Annotated in this window: 18 protein-coding genes; 13 read left to right on the top strand and 5 right to left on the bottom strand. The window is 48.4% G+C overall.

Annotation, left to right across the window (positions count from 1 at the left end; genetic code table 11):
• Nucleotides 1–102: 102 nt before the first annotated feature.
• From A3848_RS08650 to A3848_RS08630, 5 genes are all read left to right on the top strand, one after another.
• Nucleotides 103–1,623, top strand: coding sequence for a serine/threonine-protein kinase (locus A3848_RS08650; protein ID WP_083612010.1), 1,521 nt, complete (start codon nucleotides 103–105; stop codon nucleotides 1,621–1,623).
• A gap of 154 nt (nucleotides 1,624–1,777) precedes the next feature.
• The gene (locus A3848_RS08645) at nucleotides 1,778–3,331 is read left to right on the top strand and encodes an ABC-F family ATP-binding cassette domain-containing protein (RefSeq protein ID WP_074084544.1); all 1,554 of its coding nucleotides are present in this window, start codon (nucleotides 1,778–1,780) and stop codon (nucleotides 3,329–3,331) included.
• Between the two features lie 69 nt (nucleotides 3,332–3,400).
• Complete coding sequence (locus tag A3848_RS08640) at nucleotides 3,401–4,459, top strand: ThiF family adenylyltransferase (RefSeq protein ID WP_074084543.1); 1,059 nt, start codon at nucleotides 3,401–3,403, stop codon at nucleotides 4,457–4,459.
• A gap of 15 nt (nucleotides 4,460–4,474) precedes the next feature.
• Nucleotides 4,475–4,780 carry a Dabb family protein gene (locus A3848_RS08635; RefSeq protein WP_074084542.1) on the top strand — a complete coding sequence of 102 codons (306 nt, stop codon included), beginning with the start codon at nucleotides 4,475–4,477 and terminating at the stop codon, nucleotides 4,778–4,780.
• A 119-nt stretch (nucleotides 4,781–4,899) separates the two neighbouring features.
• Nucleotides 4,900–5,658 (top strand): winged helix-turn-helix domain-containing protein, encoded by a 759-nt coding sequence (locus tag A3848_RS08630; protein WP_178381939.1) that lies wholly within the window; start codon nucleotides 4,900–4,902, stop codon nucleotides 5,656–5,658.
• A 69-nt stretch (nucleotides 5,659–5,727) separates the two neighbouring features.
• Here the strand turns inward: A3848_RS08630 and A3848_RS08625 are convergent, their stop codons facing one another.
• Together A3848_RS08625 and A3848_RS08620 are read right to left on the bottom strand one after the other, a co-directional pair.
• Entirely contained in the window at nucleotides 5,728–6,234 is a 507-nt protein-coding gene (locus tag A3848_RS08625; protein ID WP_074084540.1) for a C40 family peptidase, read from the bottom strand.
• A 276-nt stretch (nucleotides 6,235–6,510) separates the two neighbouring features.
• Nucleotides 6,511–7,152 (bottom strand): thiamine diphosphokinase, encoded by a 642-nt coding sequence (locus tag A3848_RS08620; RefSeq protein ID WP_074084539.1) that lies wholly within the window; start codon nucleotides 7,150–7,152, stop codon nucleotides 6,511–6,513.
• 155 nt (nucleotides 7,153–7,307) lie between these two features.
• On the opposite strand from A3848_RS08620, the gene A3848_RS08615 reads away from it, so the two are divergent.
• The gene (locus A3848_RS08615) at nucleotides 7,308–7,772 is read left to right on the top strand and encodes a low molecular weight protein-tyrosine-phosphatase (protein WP_074084591.1); all 465 of its coding nucleotides are present in this window, start codon (nucleotides 7,308–7,310) and stop codon (nucleotides 7,770–7,772) included.
• Between the two features lie 152 nt (nucleotides 7,773–7,924).
• Here A3848_RS08615 and A3848_RS08610 read toward each other — a convergent pair whose 3' ends face one another.
• Nucleotides 7,925–8,656, bottom strand: a complete 732-nt coding sequence (locus A3848_RS08610; RefSeq protein WP_074084538.1) for an alpha/beta hydrolase — start codon at nucleotides 8,654–8,656, stop codon at nucleotides 7,925–7,927.
• A gap of 265 nt (nucleotides 8,657–8,921) precedes the next feature.
• Between A3848_RS08610 and pdhA the strand changes: the two genes are divergently transcribed.
• The 4 genes from pdhA to lpdA all read left to right on the top strand — a co-directional run bounded on the left by pdhA (nucleotide 8,922) and on the right by lpdA (nucleotide 14,207).
• Entirely contained in the window at nucleotides 8,922–9,989 is a 1,068-nt protein-coding gene (gene pdhA, locus A3848_RS08605) for a pyruvate dehydrogenase (acetyl-transferring) E1 component subunit alpha (protein ID WP_074084537.1), read from the top strand.
• A 15-nt stretch (nucleotides 9,990–10,004) separates the two neighbouring features.
• On the top strand, nucleotides 10,005–10,982 hold the full coding sequence (locus A3848_RS08600; RefSeq protein WP_074084536.1) for an alpha-ketoacid dehydrogenase subunit beta: 978 nt from the start codon (nucleotides 10,005–10,007) through the stop codon (nucleotides 10,980–10,982).
• Nucleotides 10,983–11,135: 153 nt separating this feature from the next.
• On the top strand, nucleotides 11,136–12,791 hold the full coding sequence (locus A3848_RS08595) for a 2-oxo acid dehydrogenase subunit E2 (protein WP_074084535.1): 1,656 nt from the start codon (nucleotides 11,136–11,138) through the stop codon (nucleotides 12,789–12,791).
• 3 nt (nucleotides 12,792–12,794) lie between these two features.
• Complete coding sequence (gene lpdA, locus A3848_RS08590) at nucleotides 12,795–14,207, top strand: dihydrolipoyl dehydrogenase (RefSeq protein ID WP_074084534.1); 1,413 nt, start codon at nucleotides 12,795–12,797, stop codon at nucleotides 14,205–14,207.
• A 154-nt stretch (nucleotides 14,208–14,361) separates the two neighbouring features.
• Here lpdA and A3848_RS08585 read toward each other — a convergent pair whose 3' ends face one another.
• Nucleotides 14,362–15,147, bottom strand: a complete 786-nt coding sequence (locus A3848_RS08585; RefSeq protein WP_143192361.1) for an alpha/beta fold hydrolase — start codon at nucleotides 15,145–15,147, stop codon at nucleotides 14,362–14,364.
• A gap of 460 nt (nucleotides 15,148–15,607) precedes the next feature.
• Here A3848_RS08585 and thyA point away from each other — a divergent pair, with 460 nt between their 5' ends.
• The 3 genes from thyA (at nucleotide 15,608) to A3848_RS08570 (ending at nucleotide 18,660) form a co-directional block, all read left to right on the top strand.
• Nucleotides 15,608–16,402, top strand: a complete 795-nt coding sequence (thyA, locus tag A3848_RS08580; protein WP_074084533.1) for a thymidylate synthase — start codon at nucleotides 15,608–15,610, stop codon at nucleotides 16,400–16,402.
• 43 nt (nucleotides 16,403–16,445) lie between these two features.
• Nucleotides 16,446–16,937: a dihydrofolate reductase gene (locus A3848_RS08575; protein ID WP_074084532.1), complete on the top strand. Its 492-nt coding sequence runs from the start codon at nucleotides 16,446–16,448 to the stop codon at nucleotides 16,935–16,937.
• Nucleotides 16,938–17,172: 235 nt separating this feature from the next.
• A complete protein-coding gene (locus A3848_RS08570; RefSeq protein ID WP_074084531.1) occupies nucleotides 17,173–18,660 on the top strand; it encodes a glutamate synthase subunit beta in 1,488 nt (495 codons plus the stop codon).
• A 129-nt stretch (nucleotides 18,661–18,789) separates the two neighbouring features.
• Here the strand turns inward: A3848_RS08570 and A3848_RS08565 are convergent, their stop codons facing one another.
• Nucleotides 18,790–20,649: a methyl-accepting chemotaxis protein gene (locus A3848_RS08565; RefSeq protein WP_256702235.1), complete on the bottom strand. Its 1,860-nt coding sequence runs from the start codon at nucleotides 20,647–20,649 to the stop codon at nucleotides 18,790–18,792.
• Nucleotides 20,650–21,004 lie beyond the last annotated feature (355 nt).

The following is a 21,004-nucleotide window of genomic DNA, read 5'->3' as shown; positions in this document are numbered from 1 at the left end:
ATAGGGTTACCCAAAGGGAAAGCATCCCGTTACCTATACATCCGGCATTATGCCGCTGTATGTGAGGATAACGGGGGCTTTCCCTTTTTTGCATCAGAAAGAATGGAGGAGTGTATTGTGATCTTCGGTACAAAACTCAAGGTTGGAGTGACCCTGGGAAATAGATATAGCATTGCTGGAATACTAGGAACAGGGGGGATGAGTCATGTTTATCTGGCAGAGGATTTGCGTCTGCCTGGAAAACGCTGGGCGGTGAAGGAGAGCATCGACAAAGAGGGCTCATTTGGAGATATTCAGGCAGAAGCTGAACTGCTGATCTCTCTGAGGCATCCGCTGCTGCCGGGTGTGGTTGATTTTTTCCCGCCGGACCGGGAGGGGTATTGTTATTTGGTAATGGATTATATCGAGGGCATCACGTTAAGCCAATATCTTGCGGATAACCCCGGGCCGCTGCCGGCGAAAAGCATCATCCGGTACGCGCAGCAGCTCCTAAAGGTTCTGGAGTATCTGCACGGACATCATCCGCCGATTGTTCACCGGGATATGAAGCCTGGAAATATTATGTTGACTGGACGGGATGAGCTGATGCTGATTGATTTTGGCATTGCACGTAAGCTTAGAAGAGACGGGAGTGAAGATACTGAGAAGCTCGGGACGGTTGGTTTTGCCGCTCCTGAACAGTATGGTGGGGGGCAAAGCGGGCCTGCCTCGGATCTGTACGGATTAGGTGCTCTGCTGCTGTATATGGCATCCGGCGGCCAGTACAGCCGTTGGCAGGCGGGGCTGGAGGATAAACTACGTACCCAGTTACCGGAGGCGATGATTCCGTTGATACGCCGGCTGCTGCGTCAGCATCCGGAAGAAAGATATCCGAATGCTGAAGCTGTTCTTAGTGTTCTGGTGTCTATTGAAGCCGAAGCAGAGCCTGCAGCCAGCCCAAAATATCTGCGCAGCAAAACTGCCTCATTTCGTCCAAAGCAGGAGACGACTGTGGTTGCGCTCCTTGGTGTAGCTCCGGGACTGGGAACAACGCATACCTCATTGGCTGTCAGCCTTTGCCTGAGCCGGTTTGGTACTGTTGCTTGGGTAGATTTCAACCCGTTATCCACGGTCTATAACCGAATCTGTAGTATGCTGGGGACACCTGTGTCAGATCGCGGCCCAGATGAAGCCAAGACCCCTGTTATATGGAAAGGGGTACATTTTTATAATAGGCCGTCCGAAGGCGAAATCAGTTTCTTGCCGGGAAGAGCGTACGATTTTGTGATTCTGGATTTGGGTATAGGCGAGTATGAGGGGGCAATGGAGGAATTTACGGCTAGCGATATTCCGTTGCTCGTGGCTTCTGGTGCAGATTGGCGGCTGGAGGATACCCTGCATTGGCTGGCCCGCAGCGGACTCACTCCACTGCCGGACTGGAGGATATGTCTGCCGCTCTCTACTCAGGCCGCAGCGGGTCTGCTGGGCTCCGCCCTGGGCGGAATCAAGGTACACAGCTTACCGTTTCAGCCGGACCCTTTTCAAGCTAGGGGCAAGCTGTCTGAGGCTCTAGAACGTCTGATAAAAGAACAAGGAAAAAGAAGAATGTTTGCGAAAAACGGTGGATTATTTCAGAAAAAATAGCAAAAACACATCCTTTTTCTTTCCATTTCGCTGTTTTAAGCGAAACTTCTGTATCAGTGTGGCGCTTACTTGTGCTAAAATGAATCGTTGTATGTTTAGTTAGAACCGAATACTGCCTCATTTTTAAATATAGATAGGAGCATATGGAGAATTTATGAGTTTACTTACAGTAGAAGACGTTTCGCACAACTTCGGAGGCCGTGAGCTGTTCAAGGACGTATCTTTTCGGCTGCTTCCCGGTGAGCATGTTGGCTTGGTAGGAGCGAATGGCGTCGGCAAATCTACACTAATGAACATTTTGACCGGCAAGCTGCTTAAAGACAGCGGGAAAGTGGAGTGGACCCCGAAAGTCCGTTATGGCTATCTCGATCAGCATACCATTCTAACTGCGGGCAAAACCGTCCGTGATGTACTGAAGGATGCTTTTCTGCCACTGCTTGAGCTGGAAAATGAAATGATGGCCATTACCGAGAAAATGGGTGAGGCTACCCCTGAAGAGCTGGAACTGCTGCTGGAGCAGATGGGTGAAATTCAGGAACAGCTGGATATCGGTGATTTCTATCTGATTGATGTGAAAGTAGAAGAAATGGCTAACGGACTCGGTCTGGCCGCTATCGGTCTGGATCGTGACGTAACAGCATTAAGCGGTGGACAGCGTACTAAGGTTCTGCTGGCAAAGCTGCTGCTTGAGAAACCGAATGTACTGTTAATCGATGAGCCTACCAACTATCTGGATGTGGAGCATATTGACTGGCTGACGAACTATCTGAAGCAGTATCCGTATGCGTTCGTCCTTATTTCCCATGATACTGACTTTATGAATAAGGTCGTTGATGTCGTCTATCATCTGGAATTTGCCAAGCTGACCCGCTATACAGCCAACTATGAACGGTTCCTTGATATGGCCGACATGAACAAGAACCAGCATATTGATGCCTATGAGAAACAACAGGATTTCATCAAAAAACAAGAAGATTTCATCCAGCGCAACAAAGCAAGAGCTTCTACTTCAGGCCGGGCGAAGAGCCGTGAGAAGCAACTTGACCGGATGGAGCGGATTGAACGTCCGGATGAAGCCGCCAAGCCCACATTCTCTTTCAAAGAGAGCCGGGCCAGCGGGAAGACGGTTTTTGAAGGTATTGACTTCCAGGTTGGCTATGACCGTCCGCTGCTGCCCAAGCTGAATATGACGATTGAGCGCGGAGAAAAAATTGCCATTGTAGGCTGTAACGGGGTGGGTAAATCCACGTTATTGAAGTCTATCCTGGGCGTAATCCCTGCTTACAGCGGCAAAACGTACCTTGGAGATTTCCTGAATGCTGCATACTTCGAGCAGGAGGTTAAGGCTGCAAATCTAACACCGATCGATGATGTGTGGAATGAATTCTCCAGTCTCACCCAGAATGAAGTGCGCGGACATCTGGCCCGCTGTGGATTGAAGAATGAGCATATCACTCGTCCGCTGAGCATGCTGAGCGGAGGAGAACAGGCCAAAGTGCGTCTGTGCAAGCTGATGATGCGCGATAGCAACTGGATTCTGTTCGATGAACCTACGAACCACTTAGATGTTGTCGCCAAGGCTGAGCTGAAGCGGGCACTTCAGGAATATAAGGGCACGATTCTGCTGGTTTCCCATGAGCCGGATTTCTACGAGGATTGGGTCACCAAAATTTGGGATGTTGAGCAGTGGTCAGCGCAGACGGTCTAATATCATCTGAAGTCGGAAAAGAGCAGCACATGCTCCTTTCCGGCTTTAAATATATGGGGGGACCTTAGAATGAGCCACATGGATAAAGAACAAGCTACAGCTGGCCGGGACGGCCGGTATTCGCGACAGGTAAGATTCACCCCTTTTGGTGCAGAAGGGCAGGCAGGACTTGCCCGCTCGACAGTGCTGATTGTTGGCGTAGGTGCGCTGGGAACAGGGATTGCCGAGACATTAGCCCGCTGTGGAGTAGGACGGATCATACTGGCTGACCGGGATTATGTGGAATGGAGCAATCTCCAGCGCCAGCAGCTCTATACAGAAGAGGATGCCTTGCAGCGGGTGCCCAAGGCCGCAGCGGCCAAGGCGAGGCTTGAGCAGATTAACTCAGAGATTACGATTGAGGCCCAGGTGCTGGATGTGCGAGCCGAAGAGCTGGAGAGTCTGCTGGACGGTGTGAATCTTATCATGGATGGAACCGATAATTTCGACACACGCCTGATTATTAACGATATGGCTCAAAAACATGGCATACCCTGGGTTTATGGGGCTTGTGTAGGCAGTTATGGAATAACATTCACAATTCTGCCGGGTGAAACGCCATGCCTGAACTGTCTGCTGGGCGCTGTACCGCTTGGGGGCGATACCTGCGATACGGCGGGTATTCTTCCGCAGGCTGTGCAGCTGGTTACCGCAAATGCCACAGCGGAAGCTCTAAAACTGCTGGGCGGTCGGCATGAACAGCTTAGAGGCAAACTGCTGTCGTTTGATGTATGGCGCAATGAGCACCAGGAAATCGGTGTCAAGGCTGCCAAAAAAGCTAGCTGTCCTTCATGCGGAAACCATCCTGTATATCCTTATTTAACAGCAGCCAATACTGAGCGCAGTGATGTGCTGTGCGGCAGGGATACAGTGCAAATCAGGCCAGCGGTCCGCCAGGAGCTGAATTTGCTGGAAACGGCTGCAAGGCTCTCCAAGCTTGGCAGCGGCAAGGTCGAGAGTAATGCTTACTTGGTTTCTTTTACGGAAGAGCCGTACCGGATGGTAGTTTTTGGAGATGGAAGGGCTTTGATTCATGGAACCAGTGATGTTGCTGCTGCCCGCAGTTTTTATCACCGGTATTTCGGATAAAGAGGAGGCAGGATGATGACGAACGGTGCAATCAGACATATGGCATTATTCACATTGAAGCATAATTCGGGTTCGGCGGAAGCGGCTGCGTTCCTGAAAGACGGGGAAGAAATCCTCAGTTCTATTCCGGTAGTTGCAAACTTTGAGGTATTGCTTCAGATCAGTGTGAAATGCGATTTCGATTATAGCTTCTCCATGGAGTTTGAGAATCAGGAGGCATACGATGCCTATAATGCACATCCGGATCATCAGCGGTTTGTGCGTGAACGCTGGGAAACCGAGGTATTGCGTTTCCAGGAAATCGACCTCATGGAATCATAATTAACAATTCTGATATGAAAAGGCCATTCCGGGGAATGGCCTTTTTGCTTTACGGGAAATCTAAGCCTATTCTGCAGCGGCAATGCCGGTGCAAGGCTGACTTGATGCGGGGGATAACAGTGAATGAGACCATTGCCTGGTTTGTGTCCGGGCAGCCCGCTGGTGCCCTTAAGGGCTTGGAAGCGGGACGTGACAAAGGGGAACATATGAATCTGCTACAAGCTCTCCAGGACCTCGGACTGCATACAGCAATAATCGAAGATCTCGAGGATCTTCGATTATTGCTGTCCAGAGTGGAGCCCGTATTGCTGATTGCTGAGCTGGATCATGCCGCAGAATGGACTGGATGGGGGCTGATATCGGATCTGAGGGATCAGGGGAAAAGAATTCCGGTGATGGTGATTTCCAGTGAAGCGTATGGCGAGGCGGCGGTTGCAGCTTTTGAAGCGGGCGGCAATGAATATATGGTGAAGCCTGTACATACCGGTGAGTTCAAATGCAGAGTGGACAATATTATAAGACTTACAGGCCGCCACCGCGACCGTTCGTCTCTATTGTTGGTGGATGGCCTGATGCTGGATCCCGCCCGCAGAATGGTTAAACGGGATGGAATGGATCTGAAAATGACACCTAAAGAGTTTGATCTGCTCTATTATCTGGCAGTGAATCTGGGGGAGGTATGCCCCCGCGATGAAATCCTGCAGCAGGTATGGGGCTATCATTTTCATGCAGACACCAACGTGGTTGATGTCTATATCAGGCATATCCGGCTCAAAGTGGATAAAGGGCACAAGAATAAATTGATTCATACAGTACGTGGAACCGGATATGTAATGAGGGCGCCGGAAGGCGCGCCACATGCTGACACCATACTCTGAACAAAGCCAACCACTTTTTTGTTTGTATGCAACCGCCGAAAAAGTCTGAAAGAGGTTATTATAGAGCTGTTACAGAACGCGGCGTGCTTTCAGATAAGTTCTTTTCCAGTTGCCGGAATTGAGGTTGGAGATGGTTACACCAGGTGAACCATAAGTGTGAAGGATTTTACCATTCCCCATATATACAGCTACGTGAGTTACATTTGAACCGTTGGCTCTACTGCCGCTGGAGAAAAACAACAGATCTCCTGCTTTCAAATTTGCTTTGGATACGGCTCTTCCCACTTTGGATTGATCTACAGAGGTACGGGGCAGGTTCACACCATATTTGCCGAAAATATATTTGGTGAATGATGAACAGTCAAAGGATCTGGTAGATGAAATGGAGGCTCCGAAATCATAGCGCACTCCCATATATTTTTTTCCTAAGTTTACAATACTTTGACCCGTTGAAGAGGACACAGATGCGGCAGCAACGGGTGCTGTACCTGCTCCTGTTGCCATCAGTGTGCTCAGGCCAATCGTGGTGCACATACCTACTACAATTGCTTGCTTAAACCATTGATGTTTCTTCATGTTGTAATTCCTCCCAGGTTATATCTAAATATCTATCTTCTTGCCTGTTCGTAGTATAGCAGGTTATGAATCTCCTATTTTTTGGAGAAGGGGGTTCAAACCCTTGCGGGGATTGGGATGGAAGCGTTTTATTAAAATCTCATTAAAAGTTACAAAAAATTAATATTTGAAGCATTGCGTGAACAAAAAAAGTCAGAAAACCCTTTTGCAGAAAGGGATTCCCGACTTTATACTTTTGAAACAATGGTTACAGAGCTGTCTCTGATTCGTATGTACTTAGTCTTTGCTTTGAATAATCAGCAGCAGTCCGCTGTCTATAGAAACGGTTCCGTTCTTCGCTGATAAAACATTGCTTACTCCAAGGGATTGTCCCAGTTTCAGAGTCGCATCGACTAAAGGGTACTGGAAGCCTTCCAGTGTAATTCCGGTCACTTCCGGGGTGAGAGGCAGCAGAGAAACATAGGTATACCCAGCTTCACAAATCTCGGCCTTTGAACCGGTTAAGGTGATGTAGTTATGCGAATCCATTACGGAGCAACGAACCTGGCGCTGCAGCGCTCGGGTCATCATTTGAATACTGGCAAGGGTATGATCGATCCGGGTGCCCGTTACCCCGAACAGCAGGATGGATTCCGGCTGAGTGTCCAGTGCCAGATCAAGCGCCATTTCACTGTCGGTTAAGTCCTTGTCTATGGGATCACAAGTAATGGTTTTTTTACTCCCCGCTTGAATATGTTCCAGGTCATCAGGAGTCACGGAATCAAAATCACCTACCGAAATGTCGGGAACGAACCCGTGCGTAATCAGGAATAAAGCTCCCCGATCTGCTCCAATAACAAAATCCTCTTCATCTAATAAAGACAAATAATCCGCCGACAGATCTCCACCGGCAAAAATAACAACCCGTTTGACTGGCATAGAGTACCTCCTGATTTGTGACTGCGTACTTAGTTTTTCCAGACCCAGTATAATGCAGAACGAAAAGTTGTACAAATGATCCTCCCGCGCTAAAATAAATATAGTACAACTAGGTGCTGTATAAGAAGTGAAAAAAGGTGCTGGAGGTGAGAAGGATCGTTAAGGTGCTGTTTGTATGTCTGGGCAATATTTGCCGATCGCCGATGGCAGAGGCTGTTCTTCGTCACAAAATCCTGGAACGGGGGCTGACAGATCGGATTGCGGTAGATTCTGCCGGTACCGGAGATTGGCATATTGGAAAAGCGCCGCATGAAGGAACAAGGCATATTCTGGATGAACATGGTATCAGCTATGAGAATATGAAAGCACGGCTTGTAAGCGGCAATGATTTCGATGATTTTGATTACATCCTCTGCATGGATCAGTCTAATGGCGAAAATGTGCGCAAAATTCCGGGTGGGGAAGAAGCGAAGCTCCTGTTCTTCATGGACCTGTTGCCTGAAGAGGAGCTGAGGGAAGTACCGGACCCTTATTTTACAGGGAATTTCGAGCAGGTATATCAATTGATCAACGCCGGTTGTGAAGTGCTGCTGGATCAGATAATTAAGGATAGGATATAACGGAATGTATGTGTAGACAAGGGTTCTTGTTCGGCTGCCGTCCTTAAAAAAAGGACAGGTACCGGAGTGCCCATCCTTTTATGAAAGCGTGATCAAGCACAAAAGATACATATGTTCTTAAGATGTTCACTTTTTTGTCTTTCAAACTTGTTTTATTGGTTTAAGAAATAGAGTAGCGATTCTGGAAGCTCTTTCTGCCAGAATCCCCAGAGATGGTAGCCGTCTTTTTCCCGGTAAGAAACGGTTGCCCCACGTGACTCCAGCAGAGACCTGGTATCCCGGTTCATCTGCACAAAATCGTAGACACCGGTATCAGTCTTATATTCCGTTTCCTGCAGTCCCACTACCATGTTGATATCGAGCCAGGAGAGATCTTCTTCCTGAGCGAGGATATCGCGTGTCTGAGGATAGTAAGCACCGGAAAGACTTAGTACGCGGCTGAACAAAGCAGGATAGGACAGTGCTAGATGCAGCGATACGCTGCCGCCAAGCGAATCACCGGCGATGATTCGTTCTTCCGGTGTGCGGCGGACCGGATAATTATGTTCAATGAAGGGAATAATTTCTTCGGCAAAGCACGAGAGGTACTGCTTAAACCGGCTGCCGAAGGGGGCGTACTCTTGTGTCCGGACGGCTACATTCACTTCTACCCCGACAATAATGAACGGCTCTATATCCTGCTCCAGGATCAGCTGTCCGGCAAGGGTGGCAATACGGCCGAAGTTGAAAAACTCCTCTCCGTCCTGGCAGTAGACTACGGGATAGCTGAGCACCTCATTATAGCCGGGAGGAAGATAGATACGCAGTTTGCGTTCTTCATTAAGATGTTCGCTCCATAAGGTTTGTTTTACAATTGTACGTTTCAGAAAAACAGGTTCGCTCATAGCTGAATCGTCACCTTTCTTGTCGGATTTTGCATTAGTCTCGGGGTTGCGTTAAAATTACCCAAGTGGTGAATGTGTTAAATATCATTTACTTGCCAAATAATTGTCTATCTGTTATAGGATATTTTAGTTCCTGTTATACATACAAAATTTATGGAAACATAAATTTTATGCGTATTTCTTTGACGAAACAGATAAAACAGGTGTATAATAATTCTATAACAGAGGACACTGATATTCAAATTTTTTTATTGAGGTGAAGATGATGACTAAAGTTCCTTACGAAGTGTATACAGAGGATGTAGAGGCCCTTACGGTGCTTTCCCCCGATGGAGAAGTTATCAATAAGGATAAGATGCCTAAACTTACCGACGATCAGCTGAAAGAAATCATGTATCGTATGGTATTTACCCGGACCTGGGATGACCGAGCTGTCAACCTTGGTCGTCAAGGCCGTCTCGGTTTCTATGCGCCGGTGTCCGGCCAGGAAGCGACAATGATCGGCAGTGAGTTCGCTCTCCAGAAAGAAGATTTTGTATGCCCGGGTTACCGTGATATTCCACAGCTGGTGTGGCACGGACTTCCATTATACCAGGCTTTCCTATATTCTCGCGGACATCAGCATGGTGGACAGATTCCTGAGGGTGTAAATGTACTTATGCCACAGATCATCATCGGCGCACAAATTCTGCATGCCACTGGTATTGCAATGGGCTTCAAACTTAAAAAACAGCAGAATGTAGCAATCACCTATACAGGTGACGGCGGTTCTTCCGAAGGCGACTTCTACGAAGGTATGAACTTTGCCGGACGTTTCAAATTGCCGGTCATCTTCTTCGTACAAAATAACGGCTATGCTATCACGACTCCGTTTGCCAAACAAACGGCAGCCAAATCAATCGCCCACAAAGCTGTTGCTGCGGGTATTCCCGGTATCAAGATCGACGGCATGGACATCTTTGCGGTTATCTCTGCGGTACAGGATGCTGCTGAACGTGCCCGCAAAGGTGAAGGTGCTACGCTGATTGAAGCTGTAACTTACCGTTTCCGTCCGCATTCCCTGTCTGATGACGCCAGCAAATACCGTTCCAAGGAAGAAGAAGGCCAATGGAATGAGAAGGACCCGATTGCCCGTCTGGCCAAGTACTTGGAGAAGAAGGGTCTCTGGACCGAAGAGGACACGCTGCGTGTTAGAGAAGAAGCGAAGGCTACTGTGAACGAGCAGATCAAAAAGGCAGAGCAGACCGAAAAAATGACCATTCCCGGCTTGATCGACAGCATGTTCGAGGTAACTCCGAAACATCTGGAAGAACAAAAAGCCGATTTTGAATAAGGGGGATATCAGGCAATGGCACAGATGAATATGAAAGAAGCAATCCGTGACGCAATGCGCGTTGAACTGACTCGTGACCCTAATGTTCTTATCTTCGGAGAGGATGTTGGTAATGTAGGCGGCGTATTCCGTGTAACGGAAGGGCTGCAAAAGGAATTTGGCGAGGAGCGCATATTCGATACTCCGCTGGCTGAATCCGCAATCGGCGGTTTGGCTTTCGGTCTTGGGGTGCAAGGCTTCCGTCCGATTGCTGAAATCCAATTTATCGGCTTCATCTTTGAAGCACTCGATCAAATCGTCATTCAGGCTGCGCGCCTGCGCTGGCGTTCCGGGGGCAGATACAATGCTCCTGTAGTCTTCCGCACTCCATTCGGCGGCGGCGTAAAAGCAGCCGAGCTTCATACCGATTCCCTGGAAGGCCTGATTGCCCAAAGTCCGGGTATCAAGGTTGTTATTCCTTCCAATCCATACGATGCCAAGGGACTGCTGATCGCGTCTATCCGCGACAATGACCCTGTATTCTTCATGGAGCACTTGAACTTGTATCATGCCTTTCGCGCTGAAGTTCCTGAAGGTGAATATACCGTTGAACTGGGCAAAGCGAATGTCGTTCGTGAAGGTACTGACGTCTCGATTATTACTTACGGCCTGATGGTACATACTGCTACCAAAGCGGCCGATCAGCTTGAAAAAGACGGCATCAAGGCCGAAATTATCGACCTGCGCACGGTTAGCCCGATTGACATCGATACTATCGTTGCTTCGATTAAGAAGACCAACCGTGCAATTGTAGTACAAGAAGCACAGAAGAGCTCCGGCGTAGCCGCAGAGGTTATTGCTCAGATTAACGAAAAAGCTCTGCTGCATCTGGAAGCGCCTGTGCTCCGTGTAGCAGGTCCTGATACTATTTTCCCGTTCGCACAAATTGAGGATTCATGGATTCCTACCCCTGCACGTGTAATCGCAGCAGTTAAGAAAGTTATGGAATTCTAAGAGTAACTGACCTTGCCGTCCTTGTAAAAGGGCGGCACCCGTGTCTGCAATATATTGAACTGCTATCGGAACTAAGCGTACGCTTCCGAAGCGGGTTTTGCGAAGAAAAATTAATGAAGTGTATGCTATCCAAACTTTTAGGAGGTAATTAAGGTGGCAAAATTTGAGTACCGGTTCCCTGAGCTGGGCGAAGGTTTGCATGAAGGTGAAATTATCAAAATGCATATCAAAGCCGGCGATAAAGTGACCGATGACGATATCGTAATGGAAGTACAGAATGACAAGGCGGTAGTTGAAGTGCCTTGTCCGGTTAACGGCACAGTGCTTGAAGTCTTCACTAAAGATGGTCAAGTCTGCCGTGTAGGAGAAGTTGTAGCAATCATTGATGCAGAAGGCGATGTCCCTGAACAAGAAGGCGGCCATGCCGAAACGCAATCCACTCAAGAAGCGGATGCAGCCAAAGGCGGAGCAGATACAACTTCCTCTCCGGCAGCGACCAGCCCTGCAACCGGCGGAACTTCCAATTTTGAATACAAGTTCCCTGAGCTGGGCGAAGGTCTGCATGAAGGTGAAATTATCAAAATGCATATCAAAGTCGGCGACAAAATTACAGACGATGATATTATCATGGAAGTTCAAAATGATAAAGCCGTCGTAGAAGTGCCTTCACCGGTCAATGGTACAGTGCTTGAAGTGTTCACCAAAGACGGACAGGTCTGCCGCGTAGGAGAAGTTGTGGCAATTATTGCTGCAGAAGGCGATGTTCCTCATCAGGAAGGCGGCCATGCTGAAGCTCCGGCTGCACAGGCGGCAACAGCTCCTGCGGCTGCACCAGCGGCGGCTCCAGCTCCTAACCGCGATGTATTGGCTACACCAAGTGTCCGCAAGTCAGCCCGCGAACAAGGCGTTGACCTCTCGAAGGTGAATGGCTCCGGCAAGAACGGGAAAATCACCCATGAAGATGTGGAAGCTTTCCTGAAAGGCGGCTCCGCAGCACCTGCGGCGGCACCAGCAGCCGCGGCATCGGCCGCAGCAACTGCTCCGGCGACAGCGCCTGCAGCCAAGGCACCAGTAGCGGCTCCAGCAGCAGCTTCCGGTAACGTGAGTCTCGAAGAAGAACGTGTACCGTTCAAGGGTATCCGTAAAGCCATTGCCAATGCTATGGTTAAATCGGCATACACCGCTCCGCATGTTACCATCATGGACGAAGTGGATGTTACCGAGCTCGTAGCCTTCCGTGCCCGTATGAAACCTGTTGCTGAGAAGAAAGGCGTGAAGGTCACCTACCTTCCATTCATCGTCAAAGCGCTTGTTGCAGCTTCCCGTCAATTCCCGGCGCTTAACGCAATGATTGATGAAGCGACAAATGAGATTGTTTACAAGAAATACTACAACATCGGTATTGCTACAGATACAGACAATGGTCTGATCGTTCCCGTAATCAAGGACGCTGACCGTAAGAGTATCTGGATGATTGCAAGTGCCATCACAGATCTCGCTGTGCGCGGACGTGACGGTAAACTGGCTCCTAATGAAATGAAAGGCAGCACGATCTCCATCAGCAACATCGGTTCCGCAGGCGGTATGTTCTTCACTCCGATCATCAACTTCCCTGAAGTGGCGATCCTGGGTACCGGACGTATTACCGAGAAACCGGTCGTTAAGAACGGCGAAATTGTTGCTGCTCCTGTAATGGCGCTGTCCCTGAGCTTTGACCACCGCATCATTGATGGTGCAACAGCACAGAACTTTATGAATTACATTAAGACCCTGCTTGCAAATCCTGATATGTTAGTTATGGAGGTGTAATAAATGGTAGTCGGAGACGCTTCAATCGAAATCGACACATTGGTAATTGGTGCAGGTCCCGGCGGGTATGTGGCGGCAATTCGTGCCGCCCAGCTCGGCCAGAAGGTACTGATTGTGGATAAATCGGAACTCGGCGGTGTCTGCTTGAACCGTGGATGTATCCCGTCCAAAGCTCTGATCTCTGCAGCCCATCAATACGAAGCTGCACAGCACGGCGAAGTTTTCGGTGTAACTGCCGAGAATGTAAAGGTCGATTGGTCCAAAACTCAGGAATTCAAAAACGGTGTCGTGAAAAGAATGACCACCGGTGTAACCAGCCTGATGAAAGGCAACAAAATTGAAGTGTTCAGCGGAGAAGCCATGTTCATCAACACAAACGAAGCCCGTTTGTTCAATGAGCATGAATCCCCTCGCTACAAATTCAATAACTGCATCATCGCGACAGGTTCCCGTCCGATTGAGTTGAAACCTTTCCCGTTCGGCGGACGCATTTTGTCTTCGACCGAAGCTCTGGATCTGCCTGAGATCCCTAAGAGCATGATTGTTATCGGCGGCGGCTACATCGGTGCCGAGCTTGGCCAGATGTACTCCAAATTTGGCACTAAAGTAACGATTATTGAAGGTCTGGATACTGTACTGCCAGGCTTCGATAAAGATATGACCCGTCTGGTTGCCAAAAACATGGCGAAGACAGGCATTGAGATCGTGACGAATGCCAAAGCGGAAAGTGCTGTTCAGAATGACAAGGAAGTAACCGTGAAATACTCCGTGGGCGGTGAGTCCAAGGAGATTACAGCGGATTACCTGCTCGTTACTGTAGGACGCCGTCCAAACACAGATGGCGAACTGGGACTTGATCTGATCGGTGTAGAGTTAGACGAACGCGGTCTGATCAAAGTCGACCACCAGGGCCGCACTAATATCCCTCACATCTATGCTATCGGCGATATCGTTCCAGGCTTGGCCTTGGCACACAAAGCTTCCTACGAAGGCAAGATCGCTGCTGAAGCCATCTCCGGTCACAAATCCGTTGTTGACTACAAAGTCATTCCGGCGGTTGTTTTCACCGATCCTGAGTGCTCCAGCGTAGGTCTGACTGAGAAAGAAGCTAAAGATAAGGGCTACAAAGTAAAAGCCGGAAAATTCCCGTTCGCAGGCAATGGCCGTGCGGTTTCCTTGAACGCTCCTGAAGGCTTCATCAAGATTGTGGCTAACAGTGAGAACAACCTGGTACTCGGCGCACAAATCGTTGGTATTGAAGCATCCAACCTGATTGCTGAGCTGGGATTGGCGATTGAAATGGGCGCAACGCTCGAAGACATCGCACTCACCATCCATGCGCATCCAACCCTTGGCGAAATCGTCATGGAAGCTGCTGAACTGGTTGAGGGACACCCGATTCACGTTGTGAAATAATAACTTCACGCTTGTCACTTAAGTGATTGAAGAGGATGCTCTACAGAGCCGTTGACGGTTGCTGGGGGCATCCTCTTTTCATACTTGTAGGACTTCCGAAAGAAGGCTGGAGCTCAGAATCGGGGAACAACAGCAGATTCTCTAAGCTTGCTGGCTATAAACAAGACGATTCACAGCAATAAATAAACTGTCTGATTAGCTCGTTCACTTTACCCGCAGCATTCGTGGGAATCTGGTGTTTGGCTTTTTGGATACATACAAGCTCACTCTTTGGCAATCGCTCTTGCAGCAACTTAGCATATGGATGGAATAAAGTATCCTCTTCTCCGTAGACCAACAAAACAGGGTGATAAATCTTTTCCAATAGATCCGTACAGTTATAATGAAGGCTGTAATGATAATACTGTTCGGCGTTTTGGGCGTTTGCCTTTTTTGCGTCGTAGAACATTGTCCGCAGCAGCGGCAGTTTGGTTTTTGCTTGACTCCAAGAGGTGGAAAGGGCAATTACACCGACCGCGCCGATTCGGGACAAGAAACGCGCTTGGGCTATTTTCTTTTTTAGCTTATTATCCTTCACTTCAGACATTCCGCTTATCACAATACCGCCCAATGCCCGCTCGGGGCAGTTTAACAAAAAATCGAGGACAATAGAACCGCCGGTAGAGTAACCGCACAAAAATGCTTTTTCAATCTTCAACTGATTCATCAACTGCCTAATATCCTCTACAATCAGCGGATAAGTAATCTCTTCTCTGGAAGGTTCGCTGCTGCCATGCCCCCGGATATCAAAAGAGACTGTTCGGAAATCTTGCGATAATGTGTTCATCTGATATAGAAAATTCAAGCTAGTCAATACTGGGGGATGGATAAATATAATCGTTGTTCCTTGACCGCAATCCGCATAATACATGCTGTACCCATTAACACTGGCTAGTGGCACTGGATATCACCTTCTTCCAATTATCGATTTGTCTCCCACCTTAGGTTGATGTTCTATATTTTGTGAATGATCAGATTTCCTCACTCAAGAAAATAATGTTAGTCCATTTATTGAGGATGATATCTGGTATTGGTGCGGTTGCGGATATCGGAGGAGGCACAGGGCTGCTGACACAACATTTTAGCGGATCAGTCCGCAAATTTGATTGTGGCGGCCAACAGCTACCACCGGTTCCAGCTGGATTCCGCACTTGAGGAATTCCGAAGAATCCTAAGGCCGGAAGGCTGGAGGGTAAGTGTCCCTCTTAAATATCCACTATTTACATGAAGAGGTAAAACCATAAAGCAAAGCAGTCCAACCTGTTATGGAAATTACTTTTTCTGCGTCTTAACAAGTTACAAGGATGGTAAGGTCATGGTAAAATGATAAAAGAAAAATAGTGGAGAGGGGTGCTGAACAATTGCGTAAATATTTGGATTTACTTCAGGATATCTTGGACCACGGCGCCTCCAAAAGCGACCGGACCGGGACTGGCACTAGATCGGTTTTTGGACGGCAGCTCCGGTTTGATCTGGCTGAAGGATTTCCGCTGGTTACCACCAAGCGTATCCATCTGAAATCGGTAGTACATGAGCTGCTGTGGTTTCTGAAGGGTGATACCAATACATCCTATTTGAAGGAACATGGAGTCTCGATCTGGGATGAATGGGCTGACGAAAATGGTGAGCTTGGACCCGTATACGGTTCGCAATGGCGGGCCTGGGAGAGTGCGGATGGACGCCATATTGACCAGATTTCAGCTGTTATAGCATCGATAAAGAATAACCCTGATTCCCGCCGTCATATTGTCAGTGCGTGGAATGTGGGGGAGATTGAGCAGATGAAGCTGCCGCCTTGCCATTTTGTATTTCAGTTTTACGTGGCGGATGGCAAGCTGTCCTGCATGCTGACTATGCGTTCCGTCGATACCTTTTTGGGATTGCCCTTCAATATAGCCAGTTACGCGCTGCTGACACATATGGTTGCCCAGCAGACAGGGCTTGAGGTAGGGGAGTTCGTCTGGTCCGGTGGAGATGTGCACATTTATACAAATCATCTGGAACAGGTGGCCACTCAGTTGGCCAGAGAGCCATTTACACTTCCTAAGCTGGTGATCAAAAGAAAACCGGAGAGTATTTTTGATTATACCTTCGAAGATTTCGAGTTTGCCGATTATGTCTATCATCCGGGAATCAAAGCACCGGTGGCTATATAATCCTTGAAAAGTGGAATATATTTCGTTGTAGGGGAGGATTTTTGTGAGCATTAGCATGATTTGGGCCATGGCTGCCAACCATGTGATCGGCAAGGATAATGACATGCCCTGGCATCTGCCGCGGGATTTTGATTATTTCAAGTCCCAGACCCTTGGTAAGAGAATGCTGATGGGACGCAAAACCTGGGATTCTCTTGGCGGCAAGCCGTTAAAAGGCAGAACGAGCGTTGTTCTCACACGAGACCACAGCTTTGCTCCTATGGGGGCTGGAGTCGTACATTCCATAGAGGAAGCTGTAGCTGAAGGGCACAAGGACGATGAGCTGATGGTTATTGGCGGTGCGGAAATTTATAAGATGATGCTTCCCTTTGCTGACAAGCTGATCGTAACCCGGATCGAAGAGGACATTGAAGGGGATACAAAGTTTCCGGATGTGGACTGGAGCATGTGGAGAGAGATCTCCAGTATTCAGGGAATTCGGGATGAAAAAAACCCGTATGATTACCGATTTTTCGTTTACGAGCGTTCGGTTTGAGGAAAAAGCGTTTTCTCTGACACAACATGTGAAATAGTACAAATAATCAGCAGATTAGTCCATTACAGTGCGAAAGTATTGGATGCTACTATAATTATTAAAATTACAAATGCCCAACGTTTAAGTATTATAGAATGTGCAGGTACTTCATTGCGCTGAAAAACATATGGACGCCGCAATATGCTACAATGTACTATACATCAACACGAAGAGATCGGATGGGGGAATCGTAAATATGTCTACACCTACTGGATTTATGGAGTATAAGCGCCAGCTCCCAGGTGATCGTGATCCTGAGCAGCGCGTAATGGACTGGGAAGAGTTCCACCATCACCTAACCGAGGACGAGCTTCGGACACAGGGTGCACGTTGTATGGATTGTGGAACTCCTTACTGCCACACCGGCATTGATATGAGCGGAGGCACTTCGGGTTGTCCGGTTCACAATCTTATACCAGAATGGAACAATCTGGTATACCGTGGCTTGTGGAAGGAAGCGCTGGAGCGGCTGCACAAGACGAACAATTTCCCGGAATTTACCGGCAGTATCTGTCCAGCACCTTGCGAAGGCTCTTGTACTGTTGGATTGATTGGACAACCGGTTACAATCAAGACAATTGAGCTGGCGATTATTGATAAAGGCTTTGAAGAAGGCTGGGTTGTACCGAATCCGCCAGAGAAGCGTACAGGCAAAACAGTGGCTATCGTAGGCTCCGGACCAGCCGGGCTTGCGGCTGCGGCGCAACTGAACAAAGCCGGGCACACGGTAACGGTTTTTGAGCGCAGTGACCGTATTGGCGGACTGCTAACCTACGGCATTCCAACTATGAAACTCGACAAACGTGTGGTTCAGCGCCGTGTGGATTTGCTGGCTGCTGAAGGTGTGAAGTTTGTGGTGAGCACAGAGATCGGCAAGGATATTCCTGCCCAGCAGCTGGTTGATGAATATGATGCAGTCGTTTTGTGTGGCGGTGCGACCAAAGCCCGCCGTTTCAATGTCGAAGGCGCTGAGCTGAAGGGCGTTATGTACGCGATGGATTATCTGAACGGAACAATTAAGAGCTATCTCAATTCCAATCTGGAAGATGGGAACTTTGTATCAGCGGCAGGCAAGGATGTAATTGTCCTTGGCGGTGGGGATACCGGTTCTGACTGTGTAGCCACGTCCCTGCGTCATGGTTGCAGCAGCATCACCCAATTCGGTACGCATGACAAGGCTCCGCTTGAACGTGATCCAATCGCGAATCCTTGGCCGCAATTCCCGAATGTCTATACGCTGGATTATGCCCAGCAAGAAGCTAAAGCCCTATTCGGCGATGATCCGCGCGAATTCTCCATCATGACTACCAAGTTCGTTGGTGACGAGGAAGGGAACCTGAAGGAACTTCATACGGTGCAAATCCGGCGCATGGTGGATGAGACCGGCCGCAAGATCTATCAGCCGGTTCCGGGAACAGAGGCTGTATATCCAGCTCAGCTCGCGCTGATCGCTATTGGATTCGACGGACCGGAACAGGATATTATTGAAGAACTGAAGCTGGATACAGACCGCCGCAGCAATGTGAAGGCCCGTTATGGCAAGTTCAATACCAATGTAGACAAAGTGTTCGCTGCCGGGGATATGCGCCGTGGACAAAGCCTTGTGGTATGGGCAATCAATGAGGGGCGCGAAGCCGCTCGTGAAGTTGATAAATATTTGATGGGCTCGACAGTTCTGGTGTAAGCCGGACATAAAAGCCAAACAAAAGCCGTTTCTTCCGCATCATGCGGGAGCGACGGCTTTTGTTGTACATTCATATCCGGATGCAATATTTGAGATTACCTAAATAGCTTGGTGAGGAGAGACGTAAGTCTACTCCTCTAACTTGAAATGTTCGATCTTTTGCTGCAGGTCGGCTGCCATTTTGGACAGTTCTGTGGAGGAGGCAGAAATCTCATCCATGGAGGCCAGCTGCTGCTCTGTAGCTGCTGTAACGTTCTGAAAGGCATCGGACGTTGAACGTGCGATATTGGAAATTTCCTGAACGGAGGCTGCAACCTCCTCCGCACCGGCTGACATCTGCTCGGTGATGGCTGAAATATCATGGATTTGCCCATTGATTTTGGCTGTGGACTGTTCAATGCTGTGGAATGCTTCTTTTGCTTCAACAGTGGCTTTAATGCCAAGCTCAACATCGGCTGCGACGGTGTGATGAATAGCTTCATATGTGCGGTCAATGAGTGCGGTCATCTGTTCAATCGTTTCCTGAATGTTGTCAGCAGTAGTCTTGGATTGGTCTGCCAGCTTGCGAACTTCTGAAGCCACTACGGCGAAGCCCCGGCCGTGTTCGCCTGCCCGGGCAGCTTCAATGCCTGCATTCAGTGAGAGCAGATTAGTCTGGACTGCAATAGTGGAGATGGCGCTGCTCATCGCCGAAACTTGACTGTTCAATCCGTTTAACTGTCCGATTAGCTGAGAGGCTTGATGAGTAGAAAGGCTGATGGCATCCATTTGAAGGGTCATCTGCTCGATTTTGCGGCTGCCTGTCGATACGTCAGCTTCGGTGTCAGCGGAGGAATCTACAATCGTAGCGGCAGCCTCTGCAATTTTTTGAATGCCGGAAGACATCTCTTCCATGGCCCGGGCCGTTTCGGCCATCGCTGCTGTCTGCGTCTCTGCTCCTGCAGTTGAATCTTGTACCAGCTCAGCAACATAACCGGTTGCTTTGGAATTCTCTTCTGTAGTAGCCGTCAATTGTTGGCTGGACGAAGCGAGCAAACCGGAGGTATTTGAGATATCGACAACGATGTTGCGGAGTGAGCCAACCATCAGATTATAGTTCTGGGCCAGCTGCCCGATCTCATCCGAACGGTTAATCTGGATTTGTTCATTCAGATAACCCTCGCTGACCCGGCGGGCAGAACGGTTAAGGCTAAGAATTGGGCGGGTAATGGCCTGAATAATAAAGTACATCAACGCCAATGCAATAAGCAGTGCTGCCCCCAGGACCATAAGTCCGTTATAAAGAATGGGCAAAGAAGCGTCGGAGAATTCCTGGGTGGAAAGTACACCGACAATTTTGAATCCTGTAGTCTTGTCGGTGGTATAGTATCCACGCATTACTAGACCTGTATCCGGGCTGGTATAGGATAAGGAGCCACTGTCCTTGTCGAGCAGCTTGACTACATCAGGAGCAACGTCTTCTCCGGCTGCTTTGACGGGATGGGAGACAAACTTGTGATTGCCATCGACTATGAAAATATAGCCGTCTTTGCCCAGTTTAATCTTGTTGATCATTTCACCCATATGTTTAAGGCTCAGGCTGCTTGTGACTGCCCCTTTGCCATCCTGAAGGGTTTCGGAGATATAGAGATTGTAATTGCCTGTTGTAGCGGATGTGAAAGGATTAATAATCGTAACCTTGCCGGTATTCTTCATAGCGGCTGTGTACCAATCTCTGGCTCGGGGGTCATAGTCCTTTTTGCCGCCATTGGGAGATTTCATCCAGGCACCATTCTCATTGCCGAGGATTAGGATTTCAAGTTCAGGATGCTCTTTCATGAATAAATCCATCAGCGCGCGGGCCTCCGGTGTTTTGGCATCGATGTTACTGGATGTGAATTGCTGGCTGAGCTGCTGGACATTTTTTGTTGCAGCAGATACGGTCTCATTAATGGTTCCTTGCAGCATCTCTACACTATCGCGGGTTGATTCCTGCATTTTAGTTTCCAATTGTTTCTTTGAGCTGGAATACGAGAAGTAGCTTACAAGTAGAATGGGGATAACCAACATTAAGGTGAATATTAGCATTAATCGTTTCTGCAATGATCTGGATGAGATTTTTTGGACAAGTTGTTGAATAAGCTTCATATGGTTGGCTCCCCCGTGAATACGCGAAATGATCATTTGATCTTTGCGCAATCGTTCTTTATTTAACTCTATAGATATTTCGGTTGTTTGACGCATTAATTTCATATCTAACAAAAGATATGAGAAAAAATTTATTTACACATTAGGTTTTTGTTGAATAGATCCTCTTGTATCTGAATCAAGGTAGTGGGCCAAACAAGCTTAACTTGACGTTGCC

This window comes from Paenibacillus sp. P32E (genome assembly GCF_001909085.1).
In the GTDB taxonomy this organism is placed as follows: domain Bacteria; phylum Bacillota; class Bacilli; order Paenibacillales; family Paenibacillaceae; genus Paenibacillus_AQ; species Paenibacillus_AQ helianthi.
Note: the sequence above shows the minus strand (reverse complement) of the source record. Positions and strands in the feature narration are given on the sequence as shown.

Coding starts and splice junctions, on each gene's coding strand:
- A3848_RS08650 (WP_083612010.1), top strand. CDS start 103: ATGGAGGAGTGTATTGTGATCTTCGGTACAAAACTCAAGGTTGGAGTG.
- A3848_RS08645 (WP_074084544.1), top strand. CDS start 1,778: ATGAGTTTACTTACAGTAGAAGACGTTTCGCACAACTTCGGAGGCCGT.
- A3848_RS08640 (WP_074084543.1), top strand. CDS start 3,401: ATGAGCCACATGGATAAAGAACAAGCTACAGCTGGCCGGGACGGCCGG.
- A3848_RS08635 (WP_074084542.1), top strand. CDS start 4,475: ATGACGAACGGTGCAATCAGACATATGGCATTATTCACATTGAAGCAT.
- A3848_RS08625 (WP_074084540.1), bottom strand. CDS start 6,234: ATGAAGAAACATCAATGGTTTAAGCAAGCAATTGTAGTAGGTATGTGC.
- A3848_RS08620 (WP_074084539.1), bottom strand. CDS start 7,152: ATGCCAGTCAAACGGGTTGTTATTTTTGCCGGTGGAGATCTGTCGGCG.
- A3848_RS08610 (WP_074084538.1), bottom strand. CDS start 8,656: ATGAGCGAACCTGTTTTTCTGAAACGTACAATTGTAAAACAAACCTTA.
- pdhA (WP_074084537.1), top strand. CDS start 8,922: ATGACTAAAGTTCCTTACGAAGTGTATACAGAGGATGTAGAGGCCCTT.
- A3848_RS08600 (WP_074084536.1), top strand. CDS start 10,005: ATGGCACAGATGAATATGAAAGAAGCAATCCGTGACGCAATGCGCGTT.
- lpdA (WP_074084534.1), top strand. CDS start 12,795: ATGGTAGTCGGAGACGCTTCAATCGAAATCGACACATTGGTAATTGGT.
- A3848_RS08570 (WP_074084531.1), top strand. CDS start 17,173: ATGTCTACACCTACTGGATTTATGGAGTATAAGCGCCAGCTCCCAGGT.